The following is an 18,264-nucleotide window of genomic DNA, read 5'->3' on the forward strand; positions in this document are numbered from 1 at the left end:
TTAAAGCCTTGATTTAGTTCAGGGCTTTAATTTATTTTGAGATGAGTTAGTTATCATATTGGCCTTCTCATTTTCCAGTTTCCTGACTAAAAAGTCATTCAAATCTTTCGATTGTTCATACAAATGATTCCAGGTTTTAATGACTAATTTATCTTTTTTTTCTTCTTCTAATATCGCTTTTATGGATGCTGTTGCTTTCTTACCTGCAGCATCATTATCCAAAAACAGATGTACCTGCTGGTATGGTACTTTTTCTATTTTTTCTAGCAATTGCTGTTGACTGCTCAACGAATTCATTACAATATATTCATCTCCCTCATGGTAAGATTTTTTCATGGTCTGATAACTTAAAAAATCCATGAAGCCTTCAAAAACCAAAACCCTGTTTTTCTTGGCTAATTTGCCACAAATCGTGGTAATACTCTTTTTTCCAAAACAGCCTTTGTAAAAACTGTTTCTTACCTCAATTCCACCTTCATCATTTTCAAAACCAAGTCCGCTAAAAGCTTTTTCAGCATTACCAAAACTCACCTGTTTCAGATAGGATTTTCCCAGTTCCCTGGTGATTCCTCTTGTCCTTAAATATTTAAATAAAGTCGGCTTCCGTAAAGTACTGACTTCTATCAATTTAAAATAAATTTCCTTGTGGATTTTCACTTTCTTTAGGTTGGCTCTTTTTGGAGCAACCGGGCTTAAAGTATTACCTCCCAGCCACTCAAGGGCTGTTTTAAAGTCTTCAGTTCTCAGGTAGTATTTAGCAAAATCTATTGTTCCACCACCAGCTCCTTCTCCGAAATCATACCACATGTTAGTATGAATATCTAATTTAAAACTTGCTGTACGCTCCTGTCTGAAAGGTGATTTATACCAGTAGTTTTTTCCCCTGATCCGGTCGGGTTCATAGCCCATTCTGGACAATAGATCAGTTAATTGTATTTCATTGGCTTCCTGGTAGGTCATTGTAATGTAGAGATGTTTTTGAAAAATTCTTTTTCCGAAATAATGTGTTCAATTATCCTTCTTCCTTTTTCTCCCTCATCCATAATGACCTGTAAATAATTTCCTTTGGATAAGGAAAAACTCTCATTGAATTTAACGATAAACAGATTTATGCTACCTGGTTTTATTTCAGATGGAAATGCAAATCGTTCGAAGGTTAAAATCTCCTTTTCTGGAGCTACACTGGCCATTTGTTTTTTAGATTTTGCAATCAGAAAAAACTGTAAATATTCGCAATAATAAGTTAAGTTGGAGTAGTTTTTCATTTTAAAGGACAGGTAAATATCTTCTTCAATAGCTACAATATTATTGACATAAAAACCAATTTTTCCAGTCATCCCTCCCAGCACACACCGGTCCTTTTCAAACTCATTTTTAGCTACCGGTAAATTTAAGTTTGTTTTTTTATTATTGTTTTCGATATTGGGAGGCAAAACCACATTTGGTTGATTAGTTTCCATTTCTGAGGTTTTCTTGATGGGAGGATTCGGACTTCCGAAATAAATCGCTTCTTGTTCCTTAAATTCATAGAAATATTGAGTGGTACTATGCTCCACAATAATATTAGCCTGAAACAAAACATTCTCACAGATGATGCTAATATTTGAAGGAGGCAGTTCCTGATTAGTATTTGCCTGGACAGCAAATAAATTATCCTTTACAATTTTAGCCGAAAAATATTGTTCCTCCATTCCCAACTGTATATCTTCAATTTTATAAGTGGCAGGTATTTTCACATAAATCACTTTAAAGGCAGAAATCACAATGTTTTTATGTTGATTTTCATCTTTTAAAACTTGTCCATGACTGGCGCTGATTCCGGAAGTGAGCAAGAGTAATAAAACTATCCTTTTCATGTATAAAGATTTTAAAATTTAATGAGAAGCTTAATTTTAGTAGCACTGTCAAAAAATATTTCCTTTTTATGATCACTCCTGATTTTGCTGGGAAGTGATATACTTCCTACCATGGGTACACTGACATTGATATTATCAAGACTTCCTTCCACAATATCATCCAATTCTGATTGAACCTCTTTAAAGGTTTCATTCATATCAGAATAGGTGATTCCCTCTACCCCAAGATGATCGCAAACCATAATGTTGATGGCAATTGTTCTTCCTGCTATTTCTATGCTGCTTATGGTGATATATACTTTATCCGTTACCACAACTTTCCCTAGCATGATGGTACCTTTAGGAACCATCACACTTTCAGTTTTTAATTCAAAACTTTCCGTGTTTCTTAGGTAAATGAATTGATCTTTGCCCACTGTAAATCTTTTATTTCCCACAAACTGGCCGTTTACAACTTGCTTTTCTAAGGTCAATTTTGGTTTTGTAGCACTTGATTTTTCTTTATGCAGTAAACTTCCAGACCTTTCCAAATGAAAACCTGCATAGGGATCTGGCTTTTTAGTTAATGAAGAAGCATTCGTGTTTTGATTCTGCAGATGAAAAACCATTTCCTGTTTTAAATTTTGTTGTACTTGGAGATGTTCCTTTGGTTTTTGAATTTCGGGGGTGGATGCTTTTTGGGGTTTGGGAATTTTTAAGATACTATCTTTAGTGGGTGCTAATTCAACCTTTTCTTCTGGTTGATTGATATCATGAAATGCCATTACTTTTTCGCTAAGGCTGACCGCTTTTTTGTAATTTTCCTTTTGCTCAATAGTTTCTTGTACAAATTCCTTCCGGGTGTCCTCTTCCTCCCGAATGATATCTGCTCCAACAGGACTCTCCTCCGACTGGATATTGATCGGAGTCACCATTTTTGGTGGGAGATTTTTATCTGGGTGAATTGAAAAAATCTGAGGACCGGTAAGTATATACCCATGCAAATAAATAAAAATGGGAATAGCAGCTATTATTCCCAATATAACCGGATCGAAACTCCTTAACTTTTGAAGTATTAACCTCATGGCTCAACCGGTTTACTTTCCACCACAAAATTCCGGATGATTAATCCCATTTTATTTTTATCCGACCGGAAACTTAGAGGACTGACTACCGCAGCGGCATTAAAAATAGTTACAGTTTGCCTGCTATAATCAAATGATTTTTTAAAAATCTGCTTTCCGTAAAACTGAACTACAATTTCATTTTCCTCATTAAAATGACTTTTTATACTGTCCATTTCAACATCTACTAACACATTGTTTTCTACCCAGGTATAGTAAAGGGGGACATTGGTTTCTGGCTGTTTGTCCTGGTAATAAAAATTATAGTACTGCTCATAAATATGAGGTTCCGCCCAATTTTGGGCTTTATTCAAATTGCTTTCATAAGTAGCCGGTTCGAAGGTAAACATGGCTTTAATAAATGCTTCGGTGTGCATTTCTGCATTGTAGTCCAGATAGGGATTTGAAAATGATTTCTCTACCTCAATTACCTGCCCCGGAAGGGAAACCCATGAAGTAGCCTGGGAGAGGTATAAACTGCCAATGTTGGTGAGTACCAAAACAATTACCAGAATAACTAAAAGAGCATTTTGAGCTTTCAATATTTGAACAGCTCTGTAATAGCTATTCAATCCATGATTTTGGTTTGATTCTTTAACCTTCATAAGAAATTTTTTTAGTAAAAAAGTGGGTTATTCTGTCAATGTTTTCCTTAAAATGGCGATGTCATCAGCCATCCTTTCCATTGCTGTTGGTTTCTTTTGGGGTTTAAAAAAATCCACTGCATTTTTTGCCCCTTTAAATATTTTTGAGGTGGTTTGGGCTGTAGCAGGCATCCATTTCCCAAATTTATCCTTTAGTTTTCCACTGGCTTGTGAAGTAGTTAAAATCCCAAAAGCACCACCCACAAAAGCTCCAACAGCAGGTATGGCACTTAAAGCGGTTTTGCTGGCAGTCTGCAACATCCCTACTCCACTGGCTTCTCTTCCTATAATTTTCCCTGCAAATGAACCAATGGCGCCATACGTAATAATGGAAAGCAGCGGGATGACCCAATCCGCTACTGAAGCGTCAGCACTCAGACTGGCTCTGAAAGAAATATATCCTAAAATCCAATCCACTATAAGGAAAACAATGGCCCATAAGCAAAGCGAAATATTCTCTTGCACCCATCTTAAAATATTGCTGCGGAACATGGGTAGGATGGCAAACATGGCTACAAACTGCCCAATAATAATGTCCAGATAAAGTAACATTTTGAAAATCAACCCAAACAAATATTCTATCCCCTGACGGAGCATATTAATTAAAAATACCAGTCCGTGATGAATGAATTCTGAAAGGCTTAATCCTCCCATGAGGGAAAAAGTGCTGTTGTCCTTTTCTATACCTAAAGCAATATCCACCTCCTCATGGAGATTAGGAGATAATTTTTCGATAATCTCAGCTTCATTTTTAACTATTCTGATCACCGACATTTTTGTCTGGAAGGAAGCTTCATTCCAATGGGCTTCATTTTTTTCATTCAGGTAATTGTTGTCTTTCAAAAGCCTTTCCCATTGGTTCAATTCTCCTGTATACATTTGCTGGACTACATCCACTTCTCTGAGGCGTGTTTCAATTTCTGAAATGAAGAATATGGGAACAAGGCACAATGTATCGAAAGTGAAAAATACGAGTATGGGGAATACCAGCTTTCTTAGGATGCCAAAGAAAATATCACTACCGGAATAACTCATCTCCTGGTTTTCTTTTTCCACCAATTCATTGTAGGCATGCAAAGCCACCGCAATTAAAATAAAAATAAGGGCGTAAGGCATTAAATAGGATTTCAGAATCCCAGTAATTTCCGCAAATGCCATGATGTCATCAGGTTCAAACATTTTCTTCTTCTTTTATTTGTTCAATAGCATATTCCATATTTTCAGTTTCTTCGAAGTAAGCCATCAATTTTTGATTAATCCGAGCCATTTTATGGTCATAGTCTGTATTCAGTGCCAGAAAAAATTCTTTGGAAAGTTGTAAGCGAAAGTTGAATACAAAATCATTGATTTTAAGCACCCCTTCCCGCCATGCCCCTGAGTTATCAATGGCTTTTACTTTTCTGATGGTCTGGTTGGTGAATCCAAGGTAGCTTTTCAGATGTCGTGTAGTTTCTTCAGTAAATTGCTGTTCCAGTAAAATGAGGGTGTCTGTATTTCCGGCAATTCTATTAGCTACACCAGTAGCATGGAGTTTATCAAATGTCTGGTCGGCAAAGCATATCCCCGCATGGTGTTTCCGGGCTGTTTGAAATAATCCGGCTGTGACCTCCACCATGAAATCCTTCAAAATGAAAGTCCCTTCATCCACTATAAAATATTTGAGTACGCCTTTTAGTTTGGGAGATTTGAATTTGGCATTCACCAGTTTGGAAATACAAATGGCTACTATTCGGAATAAAAAAGGATCTTCCTGAATTTTATCCAATTCAAAAACAGTAAACCGCTCACCGGAAATATCAAAATTGTCCGCTGCATTAAATAAGCCTTCATAAATTCCTCCCTTGTAAAATTTCTTAAAAGCGATCATCACTTTCTCAAAGGGAAATTGCTGCCGGATGCCATCATAATTTTTGTTCTGCTGTTCATTTGCAAATACCTTTTCCTGAAATTCCTGAAGAAACTCATAGAAGGAATTGAAATTAACCTGTTGGATTTTACCTACATTGATTTGGGTATAATATTCCTTTAGGATTTCATCCACAAGAATATCTTTGATGGTATTAATTTCTTCCTTTCCGAATCGGTCATAGATGGCAGAAATAAGTAGCGGAACAAGGAAATCCAATTCTTCCTTGGAGTAGATAAATGCTCCCTTATCATCTTTGCTGAGTAAAAATGGATTAAAAGCAAGTGGCGCTTCCGGGGTATAGATATATAATTTCCCCTTGAGAAATTTTACCAGTTTCCCAAAGCTATTGCCTTTATCCAGCAAAACAATGTGCCCTTGAGTATTCCATACATGGCGAATAAAATAGCCCATGAAGTTGGATTTTCCAGAACCAGTTTTCCCAAAAATCAACATATTGAGATTGGTCTTTTTCACTTCTACTCCTCCAAACTCAGCTGTTTTATTGAGTAAATCCATGTAAGTGGGTTTACCGGTTTTAGTAGATACCAATAACCCTTTAGGACTGAAAATCCCATTGGTTTCAAATGGGAAAAGGCAGCAAACCTGCCCAAGTTTACCCAACAATTGCCTTGGTAATTCGTAACCATTTCCCGCCATGTTTCCGGTAAAAGTTTCCAGATTATTAAAATTCTCGGCAATCACTGAAAAATTCATTCGATCAAACCCCCTAATGGCTAAATCCTTATTTTTAACCAGTTCAGCTTCGGTATTCCCCATCACCATTACATTCAGGGCATAGGTTACATACCTTTCATTTGGATCATTTTCCACACTTTCCATGAAACCATTCAGGAAAAGGGCTTTTTCCCGATTGCGATCAAAATGTGCCCCAAGACTATTCAGACTATGACTGTGTTTTTTGAGTTTTTTCCCAAAGGCTGCCTGGTCATGGACAATAATGGAAAGATTGGTTATATGAGGGCAATTTAAACCAAGGGTAATGGGAGTAACAAATGAAGCTGGCAAATTGAATTGTTTCCCTGAATTTTGGGTAAAATCAATGGTAAAATTTGGATAAACCACTTCTTGTAAATCCACATCCGGATTTTGAAACAGGGATAAAAATGAAAAGTGTTTTTGTCCAACCCTCAGGCTTCCCCCAGTATCATGGATATTTCCCCATTTCGGTTTTCCAAAGAAATCTGTAGTAACATAGGCTCGGGTATAATCCAGCCAATCGTTTTCAGATAAGGACCTGGCTTTAACAGCTCCTCCCTCAGTCAATGATTTTCCAAATTGCTTTACTAATTTTTGGTATTCTTCAATGTTGGGCAAATTTATCCGGGTGCTTTTCTTTCGGTGCTCTAATCTCCTGAACCCTTCATCATGATAAAGCACAAAATCGCTAACGGAATAACTTTGGGGAAATGCAATAAAAAGGAAACTACGATGGGCTGTTTCTTCATTTTGTTCATGCATTTTTAGGGCTGATTGATCCAAATAGTCTTCTCCTTCTGCATTCAAGGTGGTTTTCTGAGGGATATAAATATTTTGGAATTGTACACAGGTACCTGGGGGCAATCCTTTTAAAAAAAACTTTATAGGATGGTGGATTTTGGAAAGTATTACCTCCTCTTCCAGATAGAAAATTCCTGGAAAAATCAATTCCATCCCTAAGGTGATGTAGCCACTTTTCAGCATACAAAAGCCATCACCAATGATGTCAATGGGTTGTACTTTTTCAAAATTGATGGTTTTATTTTTCTTCCAGAAAATCATAATTCAGTCGCTTTTGCTCAAAAAGTTGTGGCATAATTTCGTAGTTTCTACAATTCCCCTTTCCCTGAAAGATCTTCCTGTAAAAGGCTGCCAGTATCACCGGGTCTTGTTCATAAGCTTTTACTGCGAGAAAAAAGAGCAGAAAGGGAATTCCGGTGAGAAACAACACATGCCCTATGATGGAAAAAAAATCTGTCCAGTCAGTAAGTAAAATGGTGATGATGATCAAAATTCCTGAGGCATAAAAAAGTCCCCAGCATTTCCGAATAGGTACACCCTGAATGGTGCCATGTAGGCTCAAATAAGAAGTGGATCGATAAACATTTATCATATACTGAATCTAAATCATGCTTGCGATAATTACTTTTAATAAGGTATAGCCCACCAATAGCTCGAATACTGTTTTAATTAATCCAAATGTATTTCCCCACCCTTTTGATCTTTGGATGTAAACCGAAACAGAAGCCACAATCATGATGAAGAGGATATCAATGTAATTGATGATCAGTTTGAAAAAGGCTTTGTATGGAGAGTTGGAAATGGCTTTCTCTATTCCTTTTCCTATTGATGAAAAATATTGTTTTTTCTGTTTAGCAGTAAGTTGGGGTTGAGGGGAAAGAAAACTTTTAGCCGGGTTCGGATTAAAAGGAGGAAGACCCATATTCACCAATTCATAGCGGAAAGCAATCCCCTTTTTCAATGCGTTAATTTTCTCCTGCAATGCCTGTAATTCTTTGATTGCCTCCTCCATTTTCTGATCGCTTTCCTGTAATTTTTCCAATCGCAAAAGTCTGCTGATTTCATCTTCCGTATCCGTAGCAGCCCTAAAAATGTCATTTGAAGCATCAGTTAATTTTCTCACTTTGCTTAAGGAATAATTCAGGCTTGCTACAGTTTCTTTGGGTAATTTTTCCTCCTGAAATAATTCATCCATAGCCGATTTTGTACCTTCAAATAACTTTTTGGTCACCTTTAGTCGATTTTCCCATTCATGGTAAACCTTGCTTGCCTTAACAATATCACCAAGCGTACTTCTCAACTCTTTTGAATTTTTCAGAATTTCATTCTGAGCGTTAAGCGCTTCCAGGCTTCCGGTAATGTCTCCGGACATAGCAGTAAGCACGACCTTGGTAGCTACTGAGGTTTGTTTTTCAATGGCCTGCATTTTTACAGACATAGTACTCAGCTTATTACCCACCACATCCACCACCGCCATTTGGGAAAATGATTCGGTAAAGAAGGTCCACAAGAGCAATATAAAAATCAACCTTTTCATGAGGGAATATTTTCTAACTTACCAATTGTAAAGCCACTACCCGAATCAAAATGTAACCACCAATGGCACCAAGTTTTGTCATAGCGAAGGAGAGTAAATTGAAACTTTCTCCATCTTCAGAATCTGATCTTTTCGAAGCTCTCCAGGAAATTACGGCCCAGCCTCCTATCACCATGGCCAGGGCAATATCCATATAGCCAAAGAAAATTTCCAGACCTTCTTTTGTGGTGGATTTGGCCTCCTTTTGAGATTGGGAAAGTTTGTCCAAAATGTCCTGGGCCTGTAGGGTATTTGAAATTAATATAGCCATTAGTAGAAAGAACAAACGAGTGAGGTTTTCAATAATCTTTTTCATGAATCAATTAGTTTATAGTCAATATTTACCTTCAATTTTTTTATAAAAATGCTTAGAACATGATATAGCGCAATCCTAAACCCCAAAACCATCGGCCATATCCGAGGATGTATTTTTGCTCGAAGCTGGTCAGCAAAAGCAATCGCTCACTGACCATAAATTCCGCTTCGGCTCCCAGCGTGGCCCCATAATTCAATTTATTATTCAATTCTTCCAGACCGGGGTAATCATCATGCACCATGGAAAACCCTCCCATTAGATTGAGGAATAGCTTCTCCCGAAATTTTACCAGATTATAAATGGGTTGAACCTGGAAATAATATCCTTCATAAGGTATGGAATATGGAGCGCCATATTCGTATCCTAAACCCACCTTTAGTCCGATATTCTTTTTGAAAAAGTATTGGTAATCGGTGGTAAACATTTTTGTTTCTTCCCCAATCAGGAAATTCACATCAAACCCCTTTGTGCCTGTAGAATGTGCCAAATCAAGGTTAAATCCCGATTGGTGATCATATGATTTTACCCTTTTCTTAATTTTATTTTCCTTAAACCTCACCACCTTTCTTTTGGGCGGCTTGTATCCCTGAGCATAGCTCAGGCTATAACTTAGGGTCATTAAAGCGATTAATAAAAAGTAGATTTGTCTCATAATTTTAGCTTTTTGATCAAAATTCAATTGTCACTACCTCCTTAATCTCCTCACCCCATTCCCCGTCATTATCCTGTACCTTTAGTTTGATTTCATATGGACCTTCCTTTTGGAAAATATATTCCACTGAAGCATTAGGAGTGTTAATTACATTGCCATCAATTTCAAATTGGTATCTGGTGATTTGCCCTCCATATTTTTCGTCCTGATCAAAGGAATTTATGGCACTTACCTCAAAATGACCTGGCCTGATAATGCCTTTTTTAGCATAAGTGAAATTGGCTATGGGAGGCAGGTTTTCATAAGCCCATAATTTTAGAATAATGCTTGATTTTGCTACAAAATGATCCATGGCTGTAATCGTGACTTTATGCTGTCCGAGCTTTTTAGGATTATAAATCACCTGATAATTTCCCAAAGCATTTTCCTTTTCTGTAAAGGAGACCACTTCCCCGTCAGGAGTATCGAAATAGAAATTACTCAAGTTGTCATCTTCAGCTTTAAAATCAAAAGTGTAGGTTTTGATGTTTGATTTTACCCCGATCTTTACACTGTCCTCAAGCGATTCATATTTCTGATTCGTAATTGGATCAATGGTTTCCCCATTAATCAGAAAGGCTATTTTTGGGGAAGTATTCAGGTCAGCTGATTTTTCCCATCGGACTTCACAGCTGGAAAAGGACAAACCAATGATGAGGATATAAAGCGAGTTTTTCATGATTTGGTCAGTTTGAAAATTTTAGAATAAACCTTGATGAAATAGATTCCTGATGGAAATTTTTCTGTGTTTAGGTAAATGGATTTTTCTTCTCTCAGGAAATCGGAAGTCTTAGAATAACTTCGACCCATCAAATCAAATACCTGAATGTCTTTCATTTCAATTGGTCGGCTCTGGTGGAGAGAACTTCCTTCAATTCTTATCCAATTGGAAAAAGGGTTGGGGAATACCTTAATTTTTTCCAATTCCAAACCATCATCAAAACCTGTAATCAAATCGGTGCTATCTGTTCTTCCCTCTACCAGAATGCTGTAAGACAGCGTATCACTGCATCCATTTTTATGGTGAGCAATAATGAGCCTGATAGGAAATTCCCCTTCATCATAAAAAAATACTGCAGGAGATTTTAAAGTAGATTCTTGTCCGTTCCCAAAATCCCAGTTATAAAAATGTTCCTGCGCCTCTTGATCCACCACATCAAATTCAATGGATTCCTCCACCTTAATTTTTCTGGAATTGCTGGTGATACTGTCAGGAAAATGGTAAACATTTAGGGTAACTATTGATGGATCAGATTCACAACCCTGAGCATCAACTCCCTTACAGGAAAGAATTTGATTTTCTTTTGCCACCAATGAAAAAGTAGGGCCTTCTCCCAATAATTCATTGTTTTCACTATACCAGTGATAGTTTTTGTTGTTGTCATTCAGGCTGGCTGATACGGTTACCTTTTCATGTTCACAAGCGGTAATATTATTGGCTGAAAGTCGGGGTTTCACGCCATAGCTTTTCACGATTTCAATTTCCTGGGTAGTAGTATAGGTACAACCATTTTCGGTTAAGGTATAGGTTAATTCATGAATCCCTGGTGGCAATAAATTGGGTTCAAGGATATTTCCAATCACCCCCTCACCTTCCCACTGACTGTTTTCTACCTTTTCATTAAAAACATAATCATCAAGTGAAACGGGATTAGCATTTTCACAAAATTGTAAAGTACCATGGTTCAGGTGTAATTCCTTTTCTCCAATGCCATCGGTAATGGTAATTTTTCTCTTCCCAAAGGCTTTGCAGTCGCCCTTGTTGTACGTGTACTGAATTTCATAATTTCCCGCTTCCAAAACTGATGGCATAAAAACAGAATCCTGGAAAACACCTGAACCAGTAAAAAGTCCTCCTTTTAAATTTTCATTAACATCCTGACTCAAATTATAATTTTCCTCCCATTTGCATAGGGAAATATCTTCTCCAATATCAATCGGTTCATCACTGATCACCACAGCCCGTACTTCGGTAAAACTACTTTCACAATTTTCTTTGGAAATGGCTTTTACTTTGTATGCTGTGGTAGCCGAAATTTCAGGGGTTTGGAAAAGTGAAGTATTGGAAAGTAATTGACCGTTTAAGCTATACCATTCATAATTATAATCTGAGCTTGGATTTTCAATATTCAAAATAGTATGACCAAATCCACCACAAACATAACCTTCCTTCACTTCTGGTGGCTCAGGAACTTCGTAGATAAAGGCAGTTGCTTTTACTCTATCACTTTCACAGCCTTGTTTGGAAGTGACAGACACAAAGTAGGAAGTCGTTATTGCTAAATCATTTTGAATAAATCGACTACCAATAGCCAATGGAGTTTCATCTGTTTCATTGGAAAACCATTTATATTCACTTCCTGTTGAACCACCAGTAGCTGTCAGGGTGATGGTGTTTTGACCACAATAAGCCACATCCTCTACTTTGGGAGCATCTGGAATAGCATAAAAATCTACTTCTATTGATTGTTGAAATCCTTCGCAATTGTCAATTACCTGACTCACAAAAAAACTTGTTTGACCCTGAATATATGGGCTATATTTTGTCCCCTCACCCACATAACTATCTCTGTCATTCGCTTTATAAAATCTGAAAATTGCGCCTTCTTCTCCTTCCGGAATGATTTCAATTTCACCTTCTCCACATTTTTCGAGATTAGTTACTTTGGGAAGTCCGGGAGTTGGTTTGAAAGTAATTTCCACCTTGGCTTTTTCACTTTCACAGGCTTCTGCTGAAATGGTAGTATAGAAATACGATTCACTTCTATTGACCTGACCAACTTTAAAAATAGACCCCTCTCCTACTTTTGAACCATTGGAATTGTACCAATGATAATTGTTGCCAATTCCTCCTTTGCCCTCCAATTCCACATATTGGATGCCACAGGTGGTGAAATATAAGCCCTCGGGAGGGTTGGGAATTTGATGGATAATCCCAGTGACTTTAGCCCTTTCTCCTTCACAATCAATGGTACCAATTCCCGGAATATTTCTTTGTTTTACCGCAGCCACATAAAAATCAGTGGTTTGAGTTAAAAATGGGGTATATGATTTTCCTTCCTTAAGGATTTCATCTCCTGTTTGGCTTTTATACCATCTGTATAAATCACCTTCTAAACTGGAGACGGTTAAATCTATCTCTCCTTCACCACAAATGCTTCCACCTTTTGTTTCGGGGATTTTAGGAGGATTAACTTTGTAAACATGAAGGATCTGTTTTTCTCCTTCGCAACCACCAATTATGGCACTTACATAAAAAGTAGCATCCTGAGTAATCGGTGTTAAAGTAGTATAGGAATCTCCAAGCCCACTGTCCCCATTCAACCGGTTTCCTGATTGATCATACCAGTTAAAATGAGTTACAGCTCCCGAATGGCTGGCTTTTAGCGTTACGTTTTCTGATTCACAAATAACCAAATCAGTGACATTTGGTTTAGCAGGCAAAGGTGTAACTTTCACCTCTTTGCTGGAAATTTCCTGGCAATTGGTACTTATAGGGTTGATCACCACTACCTTGTAAATAGTGTTCTTATGAAGAATATCTGTAGTATAGGTTTTACCATTAGCCCCAACTATTTTCTGGTTATCTCTATACCAGTCATACCGGAATTTGGCATTGTCGTTTTCAATGGTTAAGGTACTTTGCCCCTGAGCACAAATTTGAGTGTAGGAGATTTCAGGCTCGGCTGGTTTGTCATAAAGAATCAATGCTTTGGAAGCAGAAGCATTACAACCATTTTCATTTTTATAAGTGTAGGTTAATTCAAAACGCTTGGACAAATTCCCCTCAAAGTCTACTTCACCTGTTAAAAGGAAATTTTCATTTATGGTAACCTGATTGGAATTGGCAGTCCAAATCCCTCCTGTGGGAAATCCTCCGTCCAGACTGATTTGTCCTTCTCCACACCATGTAATATCCTCTCCGGCACTAACTTCTGGCAAAGGGAGTACTGTAATTTGTTTTTCACTTTCGCCTTCGCATACTCCATTTTTGTAAGTATAGGTCACGTTATATGTGCCTGGTTGAATATCTACAGTCCCAATCCTGTTTTGTTCCGTGATCTCTAAATCCGCAGAGGACCATGTTCCTCCAATTGGAGAGTTCCCGGTAAGTGTCAATGTTTCCCCTAAACAAACCTGCTGATTTGCACCACTTCTGATATCCGGTAATGGATTTTTGATAAAATTCAGGTGAAGAATTTTTACTCCATTTACAAATCCGCTGGCTGCAATATCAATTTTATTAAGCCCTTCTGGCAATTGCGATAAATCTAAAAAATGCTCGTTTACAATTCCATTTCCCCTGTATTGAATATTTGCATTGGGATGATCAATGGCCGAATAATAATCCCGTAAGTCAATCAAATCATTATCCAGACTACAAATTTCAAATTGATCTCCCTGAGTTAATTCAAATTGGACAATATTGATATTGAGGGAAATTTCCTTATTTCCATTATCAAAAATTCCTGCTATGGTTACGACATGTTCTCCCGGATTCACCGGATTGAAATTCCCCCCAGAAACATTTGAAGAAAAGGATAATCTCCCTACTTCAGAAGCATCAGAAAAAGTATAAAAATCTGAAATTGTTAAGGCATTTCCATCCTGTAAAGCTAAGATCTCATCCTCAGAATTTCTTTTAAAATCAATGACATTAATTTCAAAAACCCCTATTTCATTTTCCTCTACATCATCACAATTATGGGAAATATTATCATTAATACATTCATCTTTGCAGGTTACTAAATCATAAGTTTCTTTAAACTGGTAAAGACCTTCAATGGTTGGCTGAATTATAAAAGCTTCTCCTATTTTATTGCCTGATTGATTTTTTACAATAGTAGGGTTTATCAGATAAAAATATCGGGCATACTCTCTTTGGTACATGGTAGAACCTCCACCCATAGGATTGTCCTCACACCCCCCAATGACTTGTTCAGAGATTAACTCTTCAACACCCGGACTGATGATGGAAACTTCGCTTCCTCCTTTGAGCAATACCATATTTTGGTTTATGGGTTCATTTCTCTGGCTATATACCAGGATGGCTTTCAGCATAAAAAACAATATGTAAATGAATTTTTTCATTCAATTTGATATTAAAAACAACTGGTTTAGAGTCCCTGAAAAATATGCGGTGTATGTTGGTGGATTAATGGATCTCCAACACCTTATTCAATACTGAATGCTTCACTTAAAATGGATACATGAGGACTATCAATACTTGTGACTTTGAATTGATAGTTTTGACCCTTATACTTTCGGGGAACTTCCCAAATGGTAGAATTACCGGATACTTCCTGATAAACCTCTTCCAGCAAGTTATTATATTGGAATATTTCCAACCTCACCGGACCAAAATAATCCCATTGAATGCCATATGTTTTCCCAGCTTTATAGGAATGTTGAAGCTGATTAAAATCCCTTTTTGAACTTGGTATTTCTGAAGGTTCTGCCTCTCTGTAAAATACCTGAATACTATTCTGATAGGGTAAATTGACTACTATAGAAGTATCAGGAGTAGTAGTAATTAACTTTCCGTCATTGTAAATTTCATACATTATATCTCCTTCCTGAGCTGCCTTTGGCCAATTTATAGTGATTTCATTAATAGGTTTTCTTTTGTCAAATAAAGCTTGCTGATGTTTTTTAGAATCAAAAAAGACCAGACTTACTATTTTCAAATCCCATGAGGTTCCGGAAAGTCTTTGGGCTTCAATTGTAGCCACTCTCCTGGTCATTTGGTAGGGAAGATTATAATTTAAATGCCTCCCTTTAAAGATGGATTCATAATAGATTTCCAGATAAATATAGTCCTCCTGCCTGATGGGAGTAGTTTTTATATTTTGAAAAATTACAGAATTTTGATCGCTCTTACTGTAAAACAAATTGAATTTATTCAGGTAATCGGCCACAGATAAATCCTTTATCTTATCCTCTTTAGCCCATGACGGATTTAGATTGTTTTCTACCACCACTTCTCCGGATTTAAATAATTGCTGTCCAAACCCATCCAGATAGCTACTCTTTATGATTTCCCCCTGCTTGGCATAACCTACATCACTGTTGGAAATCAGATTAAGTAATTGTTCATACTCTTTAATCAATTGCTGTCCTGAAAACTTAATTTCCCTAATATCTTCCTGATTGATATTTTGGGAGAAACAGGTGGTTTGAATGCAAAATTGCATGATACAAAAAATACTGCCTGGTAAAAATTTTAGCATATCTACCTTTGGTTTTTATTAGAACTGAAAAAGGATTTTAGCACTCAAAAAGACAGACTATACTTTGTTATAAGGCATAGATTTCCACCTTTTCAATTCTATTCTTTGAAAAAATTTTAATGGTAGTTATTCAGAAACCATCTGATTGTTGGTTAAAGATTGGCTAAAATCCTGAATTTTGTGTAAGTAATTTACGGTATTTTTGTACCGAAAAATACTGAAAAAGCCATTTTAGCCCACCGAACCCATTTTAAAACCTAATTCATTCAACAATCCCAGCTTATTATTTACACAAACCTTATCAAAAATCTTTTTCGCATGAGATTGAACCGTTCTTTCAGACCTGCTCAGCTCGTCCGCTATTTCTTTATAGGAAAGTCCTTTTGAAATTAACGTGCATATCTCAATCTCCTTAGCGGTAAGATTAAACTTCTTACAATTCCTTATAAATTCAGATTGCTGGTTACCAATGTGGTTACCCGAAGATAAGGGCCGCACCTGCAGCCCTATTTCTTTTTGGGTATTACGAATCAGGGATTCTCCAAAAGCTGTCAACTGCTTTTGCTGATTATTAAGAATGGATTCAATCTTATATTTTAATTCTTTGATATTGAAAGGCTTTTGAATATAATCAATAGCTCCTAAAGAAAGCGCCTCTGTTTTACTTTTTTCAGTGGTATTGGCCGTCAGGAATATAAATGAGATATAACTGAATCTGTTGTCGTTTGAAATTTCCCTCAAAAAATCAATACCATTCATCTCATCCATCATCAAGTCTGAAATGATCAAATCAACCTTTCCCAGCGAATTTAACTTTTGAAGAGCCATTGCCCCTCCGGTCGCAGCATAAACATTGTAATTTACCCCCAGTTTACTAATCAGGTAATTCAACATTTCCAGATTGTCCTCCACTACCAAAATATGAAACTCACTTTCCGGATTGATGACATCTTCTATTTGTATTGAGTCATCTGGTTGATATATTTCCTCATAGGCAGGTAAAGGAATATGTTGTTCTATCTCGTGTTCAGAATAGGATTTGAAAGGAAGAATAACCTGGAACAATGATCCTTTTGATTCAATGCTTTCCAATTTAATCTCCCAATTGAGCATTTCAATGAGTTTCCGGACAATTGGCAGACCCAGTCCCATTCCATCCGTATTTCTTTTTTGGGTCTTGATCTGGTAATAAGGTTGGAAGATGGATTCTTGTGTAGCTTCGGAGATACCAATTCCATTATCTTTTACAGAAAAGACTATGGTTTCCCCTACCCTATTCAGGCAAACCTCTATCTTTCCCCCCTTGTCGGTATACTTCATGGCATTATCAATCAGGTTTTTGATGATACTGTTGAGTGCCACAGGGCTAACTTTGGCATACAATTCATTTTCAATATTGGCTGCAAAGTTGATTTTCTTTTTATGAGCTGTTGGTTGGAAAAGGGTGATATTAGAAGAAAGGAATTCACTAAAATTTATAATCTGGTTATTATTATAATTGGCAAAACCCTTATTCAGTTTTTCTAAATCAAAAAAATTAAGAATATCTCTTGTAAGCTTGTGGAGGTGTAAATTAATGACCTCCATGTCTTCATTTCTCCCAAATTTGCTGTTGTATTCATCAAGATAGTTATTGATTAATGTCAGGGGAGTTTTAATTTCATGTGCAAAATTGATAAAAGTATTTAATTGCTGTTCAGTTAATTTTGATTTCAAAAGCTGCTCATGTTCTTTTCTGGAGTTGAGGATAATACTTCGTACATAAACCAGACTGATAACTAAAAAGCCGGAATTGGTTAAGGAGTGCTCTAAAAGTTGATTACCTTCAAACAATACAATTAGTGGCATGGCACACCATAAAAAGGCACTGATATACATGCCAATAATCAATTCTTTACTGGTTTTTTCTTTTTCAGTCTTCAGCTTTGCCTGAATCGACTTTTTCAATGCGATAAAAAATGCTATGGAAAATACAAAAGGAATAATTACCAGTAGTTGCCTTGATAAATCTAAATTCCCAATAAAGAAAAAGGGTATCACAAAAGTCACTATAAAGGGAAGTAAAATAAAGTATAGGACGCCTTTTAAAGCATATTTCTTTAGTTCTTTTAATTCGAACGCTTTATAGAAATAAAATGGAAAATACATGGGTGTGATGACCCCACCGGTGTAAGCAAGAATAATTTGAAGTCTTTCAGAGATAGGAAAACTCTCGTCTGGCAGAAGTCCACCAAGCAAATTATATTGAATCAACAAGAAAAGAAGTATGAGATACCACTTGGTACTTTTTTCTTTTGGTCTTGATAAGAAAAATATCAAGGCCACTATAAAGGCAATTACTTCAATTAAAATGAAGCAAAAGACTATTATATGCATCTCTGTTCCTGGAAATAGCATACCTCAAATTTTTATAGTGAAAAA

14 protein-coding genes are annotated in these 18,264 nt (G+C 36.7%); all 14 read right to left on the reverse strand.

The annotated features are described in order from the left end of the window. Positions 1–18: 18 nt before the first annotated feature. Positions 19–960, reverse strand: coding sequence for a toprim domain-containing protein (locus tag A3EM_RS0125085; protein ID WP_020531002.1), 942 nt, complete (start codon positions 958–960; stop codon positions 19–21). Further along, positions 957–1,856, reverse strand: a complete 900-nt coding sequence (locus tag A3EM_RS0125090) for a DUF4138 domain-containing protein (protein WP_020531003.1) — start codon at positions 1,854–1,856, stop codon at positions 957–959. The genes A3EM_RS0125085 and A3EM_RS0125090 overlap by 4 nt, the downstream gene beginning before the upstream one ends. An 11-nt stretch (positions 1,857–1,867) precedes the next feature. Continuing rightward, on the reverse strand, positions 1,868–2,920 hold the full coding sequence (gene traM, locus A3EM_RS0125095; RefSeq protein WP_020531004.1) for a conjugative transposon protein TraM: 1,053 nt from the start codon (positions 2,918–2,920) through the stop codon (positions 1,868–1,870). Continuing rightward, a complete protein-coding gene (locus A3EM_RS0125100; protein ID WP_020531005.1) occupies positions 2,917–3,564 on the reverse strand; it encodes a hypothetical protein in 648 nt (215 codons plus the stop codon). Before A3EM_RS0125100 ends, traM begins: the two co-directional genes overlap by 4 nt. 27 nt (positions 3,565–3,591) lie before the next feature. Continuing rightward, on the reverse strand, positions 3,592–4,782 hold the full coding sequence (locus A3EM_RS0125105; protein ID WP_020531006.1) for a hypothetical protein: 1,191 nt from the start codon (positions 4,780–4,782) through the stop codon (positions 3,592–3,594). Continuing rightward, entirely contained in the window at positions 4,775–7,291 is a 2,517-nt protein-coding gene (locus A3EM_RS0125110; protein ID WP_020531007.1) for a VirB4 family type IV secretion system protein, read from the reverse strand. The genes A3EM_RS0125105 and A3EM_RS0125110 overlap by 8 nt, the downstream gene beginning before the upstream one ends. Further along, positions 7,269–7,622 carry a hypothetical protein gene (locus A3EM_RS0125115; RefSeq protein ID WP_020531008.1) on the reverse strand — a complete coding sequence of 118 codons (354 nt, stop codon included), beginning with the start codon at positions 7,620–7,622 and terminating at the stop codon, positions 7,269–7,271. Before A3EM_RS0125115 ends, A3EM_RS0125110 begins: the two co-directional genes overlap by 23 nt. 9 nt (positions 7,623–7,631) lie before the next feature. Beyond that, positions 7,632–8,567 (reverse strand): coiled-coil domain-containing protein, encoded by a 936-nt coding sequence (locus A3EM_RS0125120; RefSeq protein WP_020531009.1) that lies wholly within the window; start codon positions 8,565–8,567, stop codon positions 7,632–7,634. 13 nt (positions 8,568–8,580) lie between these two features. Next, positions 8,581–8,922 (reverse strand): hypothetical protein, encoded by a 342-nt coding sequence (locus tag A3EM_RS0125125; RefSeq protein WP_157638074.1) that lies wholly within the window; start codon positions 8,920–8,922, stop codon positions 8,581–8,583. 52 nt (positions 8,923–8,974) lie between these two features. Continuing rightward, entirely contained in the window at positions 8,975–9,574 is a 600-nt protein-coding gene (locus A3EM_RS0125130) for a hypothetical protein (protein WP_157638075.1), read from the reverse strand. A 16-nt stretch (positions 9,575–9,590) separates the two neighbouring features. After that, positions 9,591–10,292, reverse strand: coding sequence for a PKD domain-containing protein (locus A3EM_RS0125135; RefSeq protein ID WP_020531012.1), 702 nt, complete (start codon positions 10,290–10,292; stop codon positions 9,591–9,593). Beyond that, a complete protein-coding gene (locus tag A3EM_RS0125140) occupies positions 10,289–14,704 on the reverse strand; it encodes an Ig-like domain-containing protein (protein ID WP_020531013.1) in 4,416 nt (1,471 codons plus the stop codon). The genes A3EM_RS0125135 and A3EM_RS0125140 overlap by 4 nt, the downstream gene beginning before the upstream one ends. Before the next feature lie 83 nt (positions 14,705–14,787). After that, positions 14,788–15,843: a hypothetical protein gene (locus tag A3EM_RS0125145; protein WP_157638076.1), complete on the reverse strand. Its 1,056-nt coding sequence runs from the start codon at positions 15,841–15,843 to the stop codon at positions 14,788–14,790. Positions 15,844–16,074: 231 nt separating this feature from the next. Beyond that, complete coding sequence (locus A3EM_RS0125150) at positions 16,075–18,240, reverse strand: ATP-binding protein (protein WP_020531015.1); 2,166 nt, start codon at positions 18,238–18,240, stop codon at positions 16,075–16,077. Between the last annotated feature and the right edge of the window lie 24 nt (positions 18,241–18,264).

Origin of the sequence: Flexithrix dorotheae DSM 6795, from assembly GCF_000379765.1 — a bacterium.
GTDB lineage: Bacteria > Bacteroidota > Bacteroidia > Cytophagales > Flammeovirgaceae > Flexithrix > Flexithrix dorotheae.

Excerpts from the sequence above, each read along its gene's own strand:
- A3EM_RS0125085 (WP_020531002.1), bottom strand. The coding sequence starts at position 960 with ATGACCTACCAGGAAGCCAATGAAATACAATTAACTGATCTATTGTCC.
- A3EM_RS0125090 (WP_020531003.1), bottom strand. The coding sequence starts at position 1,856 with ATGAAAAGGATAGTTTTATTACTCTTGCTCACTTCCGGAATCAGCGCC.
- traM (WP_020531004.1), bottom strand. The coding sequence starts at position 2,920 with ATGAGGTTAATACTTCAAAAGTTAAGGAGTTTCGATCCGGTTATATTG.
- A3EM_RS0125100 (WP_020531005.1), bottom strand. The coding sequence starts at position 3,564 with ATGAAGGTTAAAGAATCAAACCAAAATCATGGATTGAATAGCTATTAC.
- A3EM_RS0125105 (WP_020531006.1), bottom strand. The coding sequence starts at position 4,782 with ATGTTTGAACCTGATGACATCATGGCATTTGCGGAAATTACTGGGATT.
- A3EM_RS0125110 (WP_020531007.1), bottom strand. The coding sequence starts at position 7,291 with ATGATTTTCTGGAAGAAAAATAAAACCATCAATTTTGAAAAAGTACAA.
- A3EM_RS0125115 (WP_020531008.1), bottom strand. The coding sequence starts at position 7,622 with ATGATAAATGTTTATCGATCCACTTCTTATTTGAGCCTACATGGCACC.
- A3EM_RS0125120 (WP_020531009.1), bottom strand. The coding sequence starts at position 8,567 with ATGAAAAGGTTGATTTTTATATTGCTCTTGTGGACCTTCTTTACCGAA.
- A3EM_RS0125125 (WP_157638074.1), bottom strand. The coding sequence starts at position 8,922 with ATGAAAAAGATTATTGAAAACCTCACTCGTTTGTTCTTTCTACTAATG.
- A3EM_RS0125130 (WP_157638075.1), bottom strand. The coding sequence starts at position 9,574 with ATGAGACAAATCTACTTTTTATTAATCGCTTTAATGACCCTAAGTTAT.
- A3EM_RS0125135 (WP_020531012.1), bottom strand. The coding sequence starts at position 10,292 with ATGAAAAACTCGCTTTATATCCTCATCATTGGTTTGTCCTTTTCCAGC.
- A3EM_RS0125140 (WP_020531013.1), bottom strand. The coding sequence starts at position 14,704 with ATGAAAAAATTCATTTACATATTGTTTTTTATGCTGAAAGCCATCCTG.
- A3EM_RS0125145 (WP_157638076.1), bottom strand. The coding sequence starts at position 15,843 with ATGCTAAAATTTTTACCAGGCAGTATTTTTTGTATCATGCAATTTTGC.
- A3EM_RS0125150 (WP_020531015.1), bottom strand. The coding sequence starts at position 18,240 with ATGCTATTTCCAGGAACAGAGATGCATATAATAGTCTTTTGCTTCATT.